The sequence below is a fragment of the Streptomyces sp. NBC_01352 genome (genome assembly GCF_036237295.1).
In the GTDB taxonomy this organism is placed as follows: domain Bacteria; phylum Actinomycetota; class Actinomycetes; order Streptomycetales; family Streptomycetaceae; genus Streptomyces; species Streptomyces plumbiresistens.
The window spans coordinates 11,123,228-11,135,829 of sequence record NZ_CP108354.1 but is presented as its reverse complement, the minus strand read 5'-3'; the positions used below and the strand labels follow the sequence as shown (position 1 = coordinate 11,135,829).

Annotated in this window: 9 protein-coding genes and 5 pseudogenes; 6 read left to right on the top strand and 8 right to left on the bottom strand. The window is 68.7% G+C overall.

Annotated features, from left to right (window positions below; genetic code table 11):
• Positions 1–60 precede the first annotated feature (60 nt).
• Both OG252_RS51320 and OG252_RS51315 read left to right on the top strand, forming a co-directional pair.
• Positions 61–909, top strand: coding sequence for an IS5 family transposase (locus OG252_RS51320; protein WP_329344982.1), 849 nt, complete (start codon positions 61–63; stop codon positions 907–909).
• Positions 906–1,310, top strand: a complete 405-nt coding sequence (locus tag OG252_RS51315) for a hypothetical protein (protein ID WP_329344981.1) — start codon at positions 906–908, stop codon at positions 1,308–1,310. Before OG252_RS51320 ends, OG252_RS51315 begins: the two co-directional genes overlap by 4 nt.
• Positions 1,311–1,411: 101 nt before the next feature.
• Here OG252_RS51315 and OG252_RS51310 read toward each other — a convergent pair whose 3' ends face one another.
• Positions 1,412–1,834 carry a hypothetical protein gene (locus OG252_RS51310; RefSeq protein ID WP_329344980.1) on the bottom strand — a complete coding sequence of 141 codons (423 nt, stop codon included), beginning with the start codon at positions 1,832–1,834 and terminating at the stop codon, positions 1,412–1,414.
• Positions 1,835–2,185: 351 nt separating this feature from the next.
• Here OG252_RS51310 and OG252_RS51305 point away from each other — a divergent pair.
• From OG252_RS51305 to OG252_RS52570, 3 genes and pseudogenes are all read left to right on the top strand, one after another.
• Positions 2,186–3,401, top strand: a pseudogene (locus OG252_RS51305) (IS256 family transposase); the annotation flags it as partial.
• 54 nt (positions 3,402–3,455) lie between these two features.
• Positions 3,456–3,830: a YybH family protein gene (locus tag OG252_RS51300; protein WP_266449060.1), complete on the top strand. Its 375-nt coding sequence runs from the start codon at positions 3,456–3,458 to the stop codon at positions 3,828–3,830.
• Between the two features lie 34 nt (positions 3,831–3,864).
• Positions 3,865–4,084, top strand: a pseudogene (locus OG252_RS52570) (IS630 family transposase); the annotation flags it as partial.
• On the opposite strand, the gene OG252_RS51295 reads toward OG252_RS52570, so the two are convergent.
• From OG252_RS51295 to OG252_RS51270, 6 genes and pseudogenes are all read right to left on the bottom strand, one after another.
• Positions 4,072–4,875 (bottom strand): HAD family hydrolase, encoded by an 804-nt coding sequence (locus OG252_RS51295; protein WP_443068519.1) that lies wholly within the window; start codon positions 4,873–4,875, stop codon positions 4,072–4,074. The pseudogene OG252_RS52570 and the gene OG252_RS51295 overlap by 13 nt on opposite strands.
• Positions 4,876–5,055: 180 nt before the next feature.
• A pseudogene (locus tag OG252_RS51290) lies at positions 5,056–6,333 on the bottom strand (SAV_2336 N-terminal domain-related protein); the annotation flags it as partial.
• Positions 6,334–6,415: 82 nt separating this feature from the next.
• Entirely contained in the window at positions 6,416–7,372 is a 957-nt protein-coding gene (locus OG252_RS51285) for an AAA family ATPase (protein ID WP_329344979.1), read from the bottom strand.
• Positions 7,369–9,312, bottom strand: a complete 1,944-nt coding sequence (locus OG252_RS51280) for a DUF4062 domain-containing protein (RefSeq protein WP_266447907.1) — start codon at positions 9,310–9,312, stop codon at positions 7,369–7,371. The genes OG252_RS51285 and OG252_RS51280 overlap by 4 nt, the downstream gene beginning before the upstream one ends.
• Before the next feature lie 225 nt (positions 9,313–9,537).
• Positions 9,538–9,769, bottom strand: a pseudogene (locus tag OG252_RS51275) (ISKra4 family transposase); the annotation flags it as partial.
• Positions 9,756–10,037, bottom strand: a pseudogene (locus OG252_RS51270) (transposase); the annotation flags it as partial. The pseudogenes OG252_RS51270 and OG252_RS51275, both read right to left, overlap by 14 nt.
• A gap of 197 nt (positions 10,038–10,234) precedes the next feature.
• On the opposite strand from OG252_RS51270, the gene OG252_RS51265 reads away from it, so the two are divergent.
• On the top strand, positions 10,235–11,098 hold the full coding sequence (locus OG252_RS51265; protein ID WP_329344978.1) for a TniQ family protein: 864 nt from the start codon (positions 10,235–10,237) through the stop codon (positions 11,096–11,098).
• Positions 11,099–11,633: 535 nt separating this feature from the next.
• Here the strand turns inward: OG252_RS51265 and OG252_RS51260 are convergent.
• Positions 11,634–12,590: an LLM class F420-dependent oxidoreductase gene (locus OG252_RS51260; protein ID WP_266447903.1), complete on the bottom strand. Its 957-nt coding sequence runs from the start codon at positions 12,588–12,590 to the stop codon at positions 11,634–11,636.
• Between the last annotated feature and the right edge of the window lie 12 nt (positions 12,591–12,602).

Genomic DNA, 12,602 nt, shown 5'->3' with positions numbered 1-12,602 from the left:
ATGGTGTGGGCGGGGGCGGATTCTGCTGTTCCACGGCCGGTGGTCTGTTGGGGTGGCGGGGTGAGTGAACGCAAGCCGTATCCGAGTGACTTGTCGGACGGGCAGTGGTCGTTGATCGAGCCGGTGATCACGGCGTGGAAGGACCGGCACCGCTCGGTGAGCGGCCACCAGGGGGCCTACGAGATGCGGGAGATCGTGAACTCGATCCTTTACCAGGGCCGGACCGGCTGCCAGTGGGCATACCTCCCGCACGACCTGCCGCCGAAGAGCGCGACGTACTACTACTTTGCCGCTTGGCGGGACGACGGAACCGACCAGGTCATCCACGAGCTCCTGCGCTGCCAGGTCCGTGAGAAGGCCCGCCGATTAGAGGACCCGACCCTGGTGGTGCTGGACACGCAGAGTGTCCATCTGGCCGCCGGGGTCCCCGCCTCCACGACCGGCCGGGATCCGGCGAAACGGGTGCCGGGCCGCAAGCGGGGCCTGGCGGTCGACGTGCTGGGCCTGGTCATCGCCGTCGCCGTCCTCGCCGCGAACACGCATGACAACGCCGCGGGCATCGCCCTGCTGGACCAGGTCAGCGAGCACGCCGGCGGAACCGTCGAGAAGGCCCTGGTCGACCAGGGCTTCAAGAACCAGGTCGTCGTCCACGGCACCCGCCTGGACATCGACGTCGAGATCGTACAACGCAACCCGCAGGACAAGGAGTTCGTCCCGCAGCCGAAGCGGTGGAGGGTCGAGCAGACCTACGGGATCCTGATACTGCACCGGCGCCTGGTCCGTGATTACGAGCACCGCCCGTCATCCTCCGCCTCCCGCGTCTACTGGGCGATGACTCATGTGATGGTCCGTCGCCTCACCGGCGCGAATACCCTCAGCTGGCGCGACCCGCAGGCGGTGCCCGGGTGAACGTCCAGCCCCTGCTCGACGCGCTCGACATCCAGGAGGATGCCGCCCGGTCCCTGGCCGACGACCTCCGCACCCAGATCGACGAGCTTCAAGCCCGGCTGGGGGAGGCCGAGACCCACCTCGAACACCTGGCGATCACCAGGAAGACCGTCACGGCCCTCGCCGACCGGATCCCCGCCCGGGCCGACTCGCCGGACCTGCCCGAGCACCCGGACTACCCCCGCATCCTCGCCGTCTTCAACGAGGCCACCAGCCCTCTCCGGGCCCGCGACGTCTGCGAAGCCCTCGACCACGAACCGCTGCCGAAGAAGATCGAAGGCACCCGCGCCAAGCTGAAACGCCTGGTCAAGCTCGGCATCATCACCGAAGACGAGGCCGGCAGCTTCGCCAGGAAGCAGTAACCGACGAGCGCCGCGACCAGCGGCCCTGCCTTTGTCTCACCCACGAACGAGACACTCCACGAACGGCCTCCTGACAGGTCGGACAAGGCGGGTGTCGAGCGTTACTGCGCACCGCTTGACGGCGATCGAAAGCGGGCCACGATCTGGTGTGCGTACTGATCCTCCGGGCCGAGGTCCTGGACCGCTCGATGGGCCTCCTGGGCCCGTTCTGTCTCGCACAGCAGCCGAACAAAAACGTACAGAGCGTCGCGGTCACCACCTTGCGCGCGGCCGCGAAGCGCCGCCTCCATCCCCTGCTCGCGAAGCGATCTGTTGAGCCTCCGACGCGCATGGACATCCGTGAGAGCGAGTTCCGTGAGCTCCGAGAACCGCCCCGCACGGACGAGCAAATCCATGTGCCACAAGTGGTTGTCGTGCATGTAGTGATCGGTGGAGTAGCACGCGGCGCGGGCGCTTACCAGCGCGATGGCCGCATCCCAATCCCGGAGATTTTCCGCTGCCCAGGCCCGCTCGAACCACTCCACAGGACGAGTATCGCGTAACGCTCTCTCGTGCAACGTGGCGGGAGTTATAGCCGATGAAGGTCCGCGAGACTCAAGCGCCTACCGCCTCCCCGTCAAATGCTCTCAAAACGACCTCTCAGAGGTCCGTCCCGTGCCGCGGGCGCCAACACCGTCTGAACGGTGATAGGTGCATGGGTGCCGGTGCCGCCGATCTATCCTTGGGCGTTGAGGCCGGGGAACCAATAGGCGGAGCAATGCTCAGGACTTGTGGATCGGCTCTCGGAGAGTGCGCGAAGGGCGTACCTTCCCGAATGGTTTACAAATCACCGAGTAGAGGCCCGCGTTCCCAGCGCGGGTCGGGAAGGCACGCCCGTGCTCAGCGTAGTGACTGCCGACGGCACCACCGAGACTGGTTCCCTGATTGACGAGATCGTCCGCGAGGGCGCCTGGCGGATGCTTGCCGCCGCGCCGGAGGCCGAAGTCGATCAGTGCATAGCCGAGTTGGCCGGCGAGACAGATGAGGCCGGGCGCCGCCTGGTCGTCCGCAACGGCCACCACCGGCCCCGCACCGTGACCACCACCGCCGGACCGGTCGAGGTCACGGCCCCGCGCGTGAACGACAAGCGGTTGGACGCGGCCACCGGCGAGCGGATGCGGTTCTCCTCGAAGATCCTTCCGCCGTGGTGCCGCAAGTCGCCCACGGTCAGCGAGGTGCTGCCGCTGCTCTACCTGCACGGACTACCCTCGGGGCACTTCGTGCCCGCGCTGGAGCAGTTCCTCGGCTCGGCGGCCGGGCTGTCGAAGCAGTGGCAGGACGACCACGCCGCCTTCCAGCAGCGCGACCTCGCCGACAGCGACTACGTCTACGTGTGGGCGGACGGCGTGCACCCCAAGGTCCGGCTCGGACAGGCGCACTCCTGCGTCCTGGTGCTGATGGGAGTGCGCCTGGACGGCACCAAGGAGCTGATCGCGCCGGCCGAGGAGCTGCGTGAGTCCACCGAGTCGTGGGCCGACCTGCTGCCGCCGCCGGGGCATGCGCGATCCCGAGCTGGTCGTCGGCGATGGCGCGATGGGGCTGTGGAAGGGCCTGGCCGAAGTGTTCCCGGCCGCCCGCCACCAACGGTGCTGGATGCACAAGGCCCGCAATGTCACGAACGCCCTGCCTAAGTCCGCACAGCCGGGCGCGACGAAGGCGATGTAGGAGGTCTACAACGCCGAGGACCGCACCCACGCCGAGATGGCGATCGAGGTGTTCGCGAAGACCTACGGCGCCAAGTTCCCCAAGGCCGTCGCGAAGATCACCGACGACGCCGAGGAACTGCTGGCGTTCTACGACTTCCCGGCCGAGCACTGGATCCACCTGCGGAGCACGAACCCCATCGAATCGATGTTCTCCACCGTCAAGCTCCGCACCAAGGTCACCCGCGGCGCCGGCAGCCCGGGCGCGGCCCTCGCGATGGTGTTCAAGCTTGTCGAGTCCGCCCAGGCCCGGTGGCGCGCGGTCACCGGTGCCCACCTCGTCGCCCTGGTCCGCGCGGGCGCCACGTTCGAAAACGGCGTCCTCGTCGAGCGAGAGCAGGCCACGGCTGCCTCACAGCCCCTGTCACGTGTCGCGCCCCGCAAGGGAGAAGAGGACTTGCCGATGCCCGAACCCACCGCCCCGCTCACCGAGTTCATCCGCGCCTACGAGCAGGCCACCAACAGCCACGACATCACCCAGCTCGTCCCGCTGATCGCTCCCGAGGCCGTCTACTGGTTCTCCGACGGATCGCACCGCGGCCGCGAAGCCATCCTCACCGCCATCGCCGAGACCTTCGCCACCATCCGCGACGAGGTCTATCAGATCAACGACGTGGAGTGGATCGCCCGAAGCGATGACCACGCGGTATGCCGCTACCGGTTCGCCTGGACCGGAACCATCGACGGCCAGCCGCGATCAGGAAGCGGCCGCGGCACCAACGTGCTCGTCAACAACGCCGGAACCTGGCAGATGCTTCACGAACACCTCAGCGCATAACCATGCGACAGCACCGATCCACAGGAATTGACAATTGCTCTACGAGGCGGGCGAGCGGTTCGCCCGCGGCGAGAGGACCGCGGTGATCGCGAGGGATCTGCGGGTGAGCGAGCGGTCGGTGGAACCCTGGCGGCGTGCCTGCCTGGCGGGAGGGCGGGATGGACGCCCTCGCCACCACGGGGCCGCCGAAACTGCCTGCGAACAAGGGCGATGAGGTGGGGAGCGTCCACGGCTCGTCTGCTCAGCGTGGCACAGGCGCTTGATCGGACAGTCCCCGGAGCAGTTGGAGGACGGGGTCAAGGGACGTCACGGTCAGTTCTGCGCCCGCTGCGTTCAGCGCCTGCAGGCGGCTCTCGTTGCGTACGTATCCGAGGAATGGGACTCCCGCCTGTCGGCTGGCCATCACGTCGGACGGAGTGTCCCCGATCATCAGGGCCCTGTCCGGAGGCATGCCCAGGGCGTTGAGGGCTCGGTTCACGACATGTGGGTGGGGCTTGAGCAGACTGAGATCGACGGTGCGTCCGTAGATGTGAGGGTCAAAGACCTCGCTGAGTCCACGGCTGTTCAGGTAGGCCTGCACGGTGCGCGGCGAGTTGTTCGTGGCGATGGCGAGCCGCGCTCCCATCGCCGCCCAGGTTCGGATCAGGGGCTCCGCGTAGGGAGTGGGGAAGGCGGTCTGTACGGCGCGCAGCTCCTGCTGCGTCATCCGCTCCTCCAGCTCCGCAACCAGGTCAGAATGTGGATGCCGTCGGTCCACCGCCCGGAGGATGACAAGAGGGTCGGGGAACTGGCGCTCTTCCTCCGTCAGCAGGCCGTGCAAGCCGCGCGACTCGAGCCAGTTGACGAGATCAGCAGCCATTGTCGGCACGCTGTGCCCTGAGAAGAGCCTGCAGATGGGGCCGTCAAAATCGAACAGAACCCCCTGAGCTCCGGCGATCACGGCCCGCAGGTCGTTGAGCAGCGGCTGGGACGCAGCTCCGCCGGCCTCGACGGAACGTGGTGGGGATTCCTCCCGCACCGATGGCGCCGTCGCCTCCGGAACCAGCGTCGACTCGGCCGAGCGAGCCGTTTCGCCCACACCGAGGGCCATGAGGACGTAGGCCGCCGCCTCGGCGAGCGGGCGATGGCCGCTCGGAGCGTCGGGATGGTCCGGCGGATCCGCGACGAGAGCACAGGGCCGGTGCGGCTCGTCCTCGTCATACTCCTGGGAGGAGGCGATCGCGTCGTGAAGGCGCCAGGCGTCCCTGACTCCCAGCATGTCCGCGAGCTCGGCACGCGCGTCAGGGCGGAACCTGATCCACACGGTGGAGCCCCAGACATCGTCCGCGCGCGAGAGCCTGACCGGCCCGGCGCCGACGAATTCGGCGATGTCGGCGGTCGTGGCCTCCGGTACCAGCATCTCCGCGACGAACTGGATCAGTTCGACCGTGAAGGCCGGGAAGGGTGAGCAGAGTACCGCGAGCCGTACCGCGATCGGTGAAGCGAGGTAGCGGAAGCCCTCCACCGCCGATACCTCGTGCGCATGGCCGCCAGGCAGGGCCGCCTCCTCGCGCGGCTCGTTGCGCGGGGCTACGAGCAAGGCGTCGCACCGCTCCGGGCTGCCACGCATGAGAACGCGGGCCCACTGGCCCAGCGACCGGGGAGAGAGAGACAGCGCCGGTATCGCGACCGGCTCGGCGGAAGGGCCCGCGAGGGTTGCGGGGACACGGAGTTCGACGTTGGCCGCTCCGGGAGCGGCGGGTGCTCCGGCCCGTACCGCCGGGAGGTCGATGCCCAGGTGGCGCCAGAGCTTGGTGGGCAGCGGATTGACCAGGACTGTCGGTGCGGTGCGGGCACATAGGCGCAGATGTTCCCACATTTGGCCGTCGCGCCACGCGTCTCCGGTGCAGTCCGACACCACGACCGTGAGGTTGCGGGGCCGGGACGAGCGCAGTGCCGAGACCGGGAGCCGTTCCGCGGCAAGGCTGCCCTGCCGGCGTACGAGGGGCTCGGGCAGATCCGCGTCCAGATCCCACACCTTGCGCACGCGGAACGCGCCGAGGTTGCCGAGGACACGGGTGAACTCGTCAATCACGCTCCGCCAGACGGCCATGGACGCCGAGCGGTCGACCACCAGTGTCAGGTCGAACCATCGCTCAGCGCCGGCGCTGAAGACCGGAACGAGGTCAGCGGTACGCCCGTACTCCGCGACGGTGCCGCTGACATCGAGTTCACTCTCGTTCCCGCACGGCCAGGACCGCTTCAAAGGCTGGAGTGCGCGCGCGAGTTCACGCGCACGAGGAAGGGCCCGGCCGCCGGGAAGGCTGAGGGCACGGGTGAGCGAGCCCTCGCCGTCGTCCACGTGAGCTGGCGCCGCAGCGCGCCTCCGTCTGGCGCGGGCGTCGACATCGCGGACCGGTACTGGTGGGTTCGCTGCCCGGACAAAATCCCCGGCCGGCCGGCCTTCGTCGGCACGACGCCCCGGGTGCAGGGCCGCCAGCCACAGCGCCTCGGCGATGGCCACCTGGTCCAGAGCGGGGTCCACGCGTGTCAGCGCCCGGACGACGGCGGTGAGCCCGTCGTCGGAGACATCCCCAGACGCGCTGTCAGGCACTGCCGAGGGCCTTCATCAGCAGTTTCTCCAACCGCTTCCGCTCGCCCACATTCGCTTCCGGGACGCCGCGGAGAATGTGCAGGGTGCCCAGCAGTTGGTCGACGGCGACCCTCTCACCCGCGCCCACCCGGGTAACGAAACTGTCGATGAGGGTCTTTGCCGGCTCCGACTCCCCGTCCATGCCCAAGTGCGCGCGGACGACCTCACCGAGAAGCTCCACCGTGGGCGGCGGCATCTCATAGCGGACACAGCGGCGCAGGAACGGGGAGGGCAGCTCCTGTTCCTCGTTGCTGGTCATCACGATGAAGGGGAACTCGGTGCACTGCACCCTGCCCTTCTCGACGCGATACCCGCCCTCGCCGTCCCAGCCGCTGATCTCGGCAATGTCCCGCCCCTCCCTCTGGAGTTCGGCGATGCGGTACTCGCCCCGTTCCAGCACGTCCAGGAGGTCACCCGGCAGATCGAGGTCGGCTTTGTCAATCTCGTCGATAAGCAGAGCCCGGGGGCGTGAGGACGGCAGGAGCGCCGTCCCCAGCGGGCCGAGGCGCAGGAACTCGGCGACGTCGTCGACAACCTGCACGGCCTCCGGGCGCGCCCTCGCCAACTCATGCTGGAGGCGCTGAGCGTGGATGCGGCCGAGCGCATCGTACCGGTACAGCGCGTCCGCGAGCGTGCTGCGGGACGTGATGTGCCAGCGCAGCACCTGGCCGAGGCCGAGTTCTGCTGCGACCTGCTCGATCACAGTCGACTTCCCCGAACCGGGCGGACCGGTGATCAGCAGGGGACGACGCAGGCACAGCGCGGCGTTGACCGCGTCGACGAGGCCCTCAGGCGGGTGGAACACCTCCGCCGCCGAGGCTCTGGGGAACGTGCGCCAGGGCGGCGGCGGGGGAAGCCGGACGTCGCCCGCCGCCGTCCCAGTGCCGCGGTAATAGGTGTTCCAGTTCATGCGGTCTCCTCCGGACGGTTCCGGGCGCTCGGTTCCGGCAGTGCGAGGCGTCGGCAGAAGTCAAGCCAGTCCACGCTGTCCCATACGACCCGCAACTCCGTGACCACGTCGGGATCACCTCCGCTGCGGACGTGTCGATAGGCCTGCAACATCCCGCCCGGCATCGACTTCCAGTGGCGGTCCAGGGCCTGCTGCCACTCTGTCGCACGGCCGGTGTCGTCGTGCGGCCAGACGAACACGGGCGTGTAGCTGAGGAGCAGCTCCATCAGTTGCGCCCCGTCGGCAGGGTGATGGGTCAGCCCGATACCTCGTGCGTAGCGGCCGTCGCGCAGTGCGCTCCGCAGCGTCTGCGTCTTGAGTACGTCCTGCGCCTCGAGCCAGTCCACGGGTGCCCCGGGCATACGGTCGGAGAGCACTTCCCAGCGGTCGCGTACGGCGCCTTGCAGGCGTTTCTGCATGCGTGTGGGAGCGAGTCTGCCGCTCCAGTGCAGGACCACGTCGTGTCGGACGACGAGCGCCTCGAACACTCCCGCGTCCTCTGGCCGCCACCTCTTCAACATCAGTCCCACGGGGAGCGCGATGTCCACCCGGCGCAGCCGGAGTTCGGGCTCCTCGTCTACCGGACGCGGCCGGTGTTCGGGGTCGCTCCGCGCTCCATCCGCGGAGATCAGCTCGTTCGCCCAGATGATGGCGTCGTCGAGTGCCTCCTCCACGGCGGGCTCTCCAGGCGAGGGGCAGTGGAACTCCGTATGGTGGATCATGCTCCCGTCCTGGAGGAGCCAGCACTCGACCGTGGGAGGCCAGTCGCCGGCCACCGAGGAGTGAAGGCTGACTACCAGGCTCAGCCGGTGCTCACCCCGAGTGCGCCGGGCGAAGGCCACGGCGTCGTTCAGATGCAGCCGCGCGTCGATGCTGTCAGCCCACCGGCCGAGGGACGCCGCGTCCAGGTCCCTGCCGGCCTCCTGACCCAGCAGAAGCACGAACCGCGTCACCCATCTGCGGCAGTCCCGGTCCGCGGCCGGGTGGTCAAAGGCCAGGTAGTCGAGGACGTCGACGTCGGTGAGCACCGGGGTCGTCAGCGGCATATGGGGCTCTGTACCAAGAAACAGGTTGAGGACCCGCCGCAGGAGGGCGGTCGTCAGATCCTCACCGATCCAGGAGCGGATGAACTCCACCGTCCGTACGGCCGTGACCAACGCGTCGACCGCCGCGAGGGAGCGGCTCTTCGGCACACCGTCCGGCACGCTCGCCGACAGATCACGCCTCAGAGCCAGCGCCTGTGACAGGTGCGTCGGCACGACCCAGCCGTGCCCCTGATTGTCCTCGCGGGACAGCGCGGCCAGTGCCGCCTCCACCGCCTCCCGAGCCCGGGGACCGACCAGGACGGGCATGTCCGGTCTCACCGATAGGCGTGCCGCGGCCCGCGCGAACGCATTTCCGGAGCGCGTCTGGCTGGAGGGCAGGAGCAGTGCCTGGAGCAGTGCTGCCTTGAGCTCGTACGGGTCATGCACCGGCCGCACCGTGACCCCACAGGCACCCAGACGCTGCCGGAAGGCTTCCTGACGCTCCGCGAACACATCCTGGACCGCCACCGGCGGCAACTCCCGCACCGCCACCTTGTCCAGGAGGAACACCAGCCGCTCCAGACCCGCCGCGGTAGCCTCCTCGAACTCCAGCTCCGTGTAGGAGAGGCCGGGTAGATCACGGACCGGCGAACCGTAACGGAACCCGATGATGCCGACATAGAGGTCAGCACCCCGTACGCGCTCACGACAGTAGTCGGCAGGCGGGGTGTCCCGGGCGGTGAAGTACGTCATGTCCACAGGCAGGTGGTCGGCGGCCAGAACGGCCTCTTCCGCCGCTACCACGAACGGCAGCCGTTCCGGGTAGCGCCGCAACTCGGAGGTATGACTGAGGAACACCCGCCGCGGAACAGTCACGCACCACCCCGTATGCAATACGCCATCTGAGCAACCTGGATGACCAGCGTAGGCATTCACCGTACCTAGTGACTGCCGGATGACCGCACTCCGGAGCGAATGGTCGAGGGGTGCACTGAGATGCGAGAACCTAGACCGCTCGCTCGCAGCGCCTCGGAGAATAGTTGGCGACTACGACGCGAGTGGTGAATCGATACGGGTGTAGCTCTCCTGCAGTGAGTTCGTTCAGGCTGTCAAGCGGTAATCGGCCTGGTCGGGGCGGGGATACAGACGTGTGTGTTCCTGACGCACGTGATAGCGCCAGTAGGCGGCGAAGTCGCCGTTACTGATGATCGCGCGGAGTGGGAGGAGGGCTTCGGCTCCCGGGGACGCTCCAGCGGCTGCCGGTGATCGCGAGGCGGTCGGCGACGAGATGCCTGGCCGCGCCTTCGATCGCGCCGCTGCCGATCGGCCAGCCTCAGCGCGGCCTGGTGCAGGGCTTCGAAGACTCCTGCGGCGATCCACTCGTCCCGCCGGGACCGCAGCGTGGTCGCGGAGACCTGGTAGTCGGCGTGCTGCTGGTAGGTGCCGCCCAGCAGGAGCCGGGCCAGAAGCTTGTCGAACACCACCCTGTCCGGGACGCGGGGCCGATGACAGCCCAGCGGATGAACGACCTGGCGGCGCGGGATCAGCGCATGGAACTGCTCCCATAGAGGGCCGGTGATGGAAGAAGGCAGGACGGGCATGTGGCCTTCTGCTTGGCCGGTGGTGATCGTGGACCTGTTGTTTCCGGGGCTGCGCCCGTCCGGACCACCGGACGGGCGCAGCCCTGCCCAAGATCACCCGAGCGTTTCCTCCGTCACCGTGGCTGGCATGGAGATCCGCCAGGTGACGAACCCGGCGAGCCAACGCCCTGTGGCCCACCCCGCCGGGCGCACTGAGCGTGAGGCCGCTGCCCCGCGAGGCCACCGCCTCCTACCTCACCCGCCTCGCAGCCGCCTACCACCTGAGTGCCGCCCAGCTCCTCGACGGCCTGCACATCACCGCCACTGGCACCCCAATGGGCCCGCCCGCCGCCGAAATCCACCTCAGCAACGAAGCCGCCCGCCGCCTGTCCGGCTTCACCCGCATCCCGCCCGCACACCTCTCCCGCGCACTGGCCCGCCGGCCCCCGCCCGCCGCCATCGGCACAGCCGACACGGCAATCGCCCGCTGGCAGCCCGTCCAGCCCGCAATGCAGCCGCTGCCTGCGTGCACCGCCTGCACCGCTCACCGCTGCCGGCACAAAACCGTCCCCGCATGGATCCACCCGGCACCCAACCTGCCCCGGGCCCTCATCTGCACCCGCCACCAGCAAGCCTCAAGCGACCCCAGACAGCGCACCCCCCCTCGACATCCGCTCCCTGCCCGAACTCACTCATGCCCGCCTCATCACCCGCCGTCCACCCACGGCGGCCTCCCTGAGCTGGGCATCGACGATCACCACGCGCTGGTACGACCACCACCAGCACCTCCACCAGCGCTGGCACACCCGCCTGCGCCGGCTCACCACCGCCAACCCCCACCTCCCAGAAGGCCCGGCCTCCCCCGCCCTGACCTGCCGGAACCTGATCACCTACCCCGAGACCCTCACCCTCGCCACAGCCCTCGACCGCCTGCCGCCGTACCCCCTGACCCGCACCCAGCAGACCGCCTTCCTCCACGACCTGGCCGACCTCCTCCACCTGCCCCGCCTCGCACCCGCCGACCACGACCTGCTCTGGCAACGCCTTACCACCCGCTGAACCACGTGCCCTTGCCGCCCTGACCTCAGCAGACCGGCCGACAAGTCCCCCTACCTAGAGGCGCGTCAACCACACTGAGCAAAAAACACTGCCCCACCCAGCTCACTGCGCAACACCAAACAACCAGCTCAACCCACGAATCCCCCGGCGCCGGACACTCGGTTTCACGTAAACCCCACCCACGGAACAGACCCACCGCTCAGCACAACTGAACAACACCAGGCCACAACCAAGATCATTAAGCAACCACGTCAGCTACGCCACACCTCATTTCTACATCGCCTACTGCCCGGCCGACACCACGCTCCTGATGCTCACCGTCACCGAACCCGTGGAGGCGGGCCGAGCGGGGCCGGGCCTTCGGCGTGTACGGCGCCGTCTCCGGCGTTGGCCTCGTCCTCACTCAGTACACGTCCTGGCGCTGGTGCATGTTCATCACCCCGCCCCTCGCCCTGACCTCGATGGCCGGACCAGTGGTCCGGAGGAGCTGCAGAGACTGCTGGACTGCTCACGCCGCACACGGACGGAGGTAGCCGTCCAATGCAGCAGGATGTTCTCTCAGCGAAGCTCCGCGGCGAGCGTCGCGATCAGTTCGCGGGTCCGGTACTTGGAGGCAATCAGTTCCTCGCGGTTGTCCCCGATCGGAAGCAGGCGCACCGAGAGGTCGGTGGCGCCCGCGTCGGCGAAGCGGCGCAGACGGGACAGGATCGCCTTCTCGTCGCCCACCGCGCACAGGTCGCCGATGTCGCGGGCTTCGCCCTGCTCGAGAAGGCGCTGGTAGTTGGGTGAAATTTCGGCCTCGCCGAGAATGCGGTTGGCGCGCTCGCGGGCTTCGTCGACCCGCGAGGGCTCGCACAGACAGACGGGGACACCGGCCACGATACGCGGGGCGGGGCGGCCGGCGGCTTCGGCGGCCTTTGTGATGCGGGGAACCACGTGGTCGGCGATGGCGCGCTCGTCGGCCATCCAGAGGACTGTGCCGTCCGCGCGTTCGCCGGCGAGACGCAGCATGACCGGCCCCAGTGCGGCGACGAGGACGGGCAGCGCGGTCATCGGCCCGATGTCGAGCGGGTTGTGGACGTTGAAGGTGGGGTTCTCGACGTCGACCGGACCGGGGGCTGCGCGTGCCGCGTCGAGGACGTCGAGATAGTCGCGGGTAAGGCCGGCAGGCTTCTCGTACGGCAGGCCGAGCATGTCGCGGATCACCCAGTGGTGTGAGGGGCCGACACCGAGGGCGAGCCGGCCGCCGGTGGCCGCGTGGGCGGAAAGAGCCTGGCGGGCGAGGGCGATCGGGTGCTGTGCCTGCAACGGAACCACGGCGGTGCCCAATTCGATACGGGTGGTGCGCGTTCCCATGAGGGTCACGGCGGTCAGCGCGTCAAAGTCGGTGGGGATCTGCGGGACCCACACCGTGTCGAGTCCCGCCGCTTCGGCCCACGCGACATCGTCGAGCATCCGGGCGGCTTTGCGGGCGCTGTCACCGCGCTCGGGGCCGATCATCACGCCTGTGCGCACGGTATGTCCTCC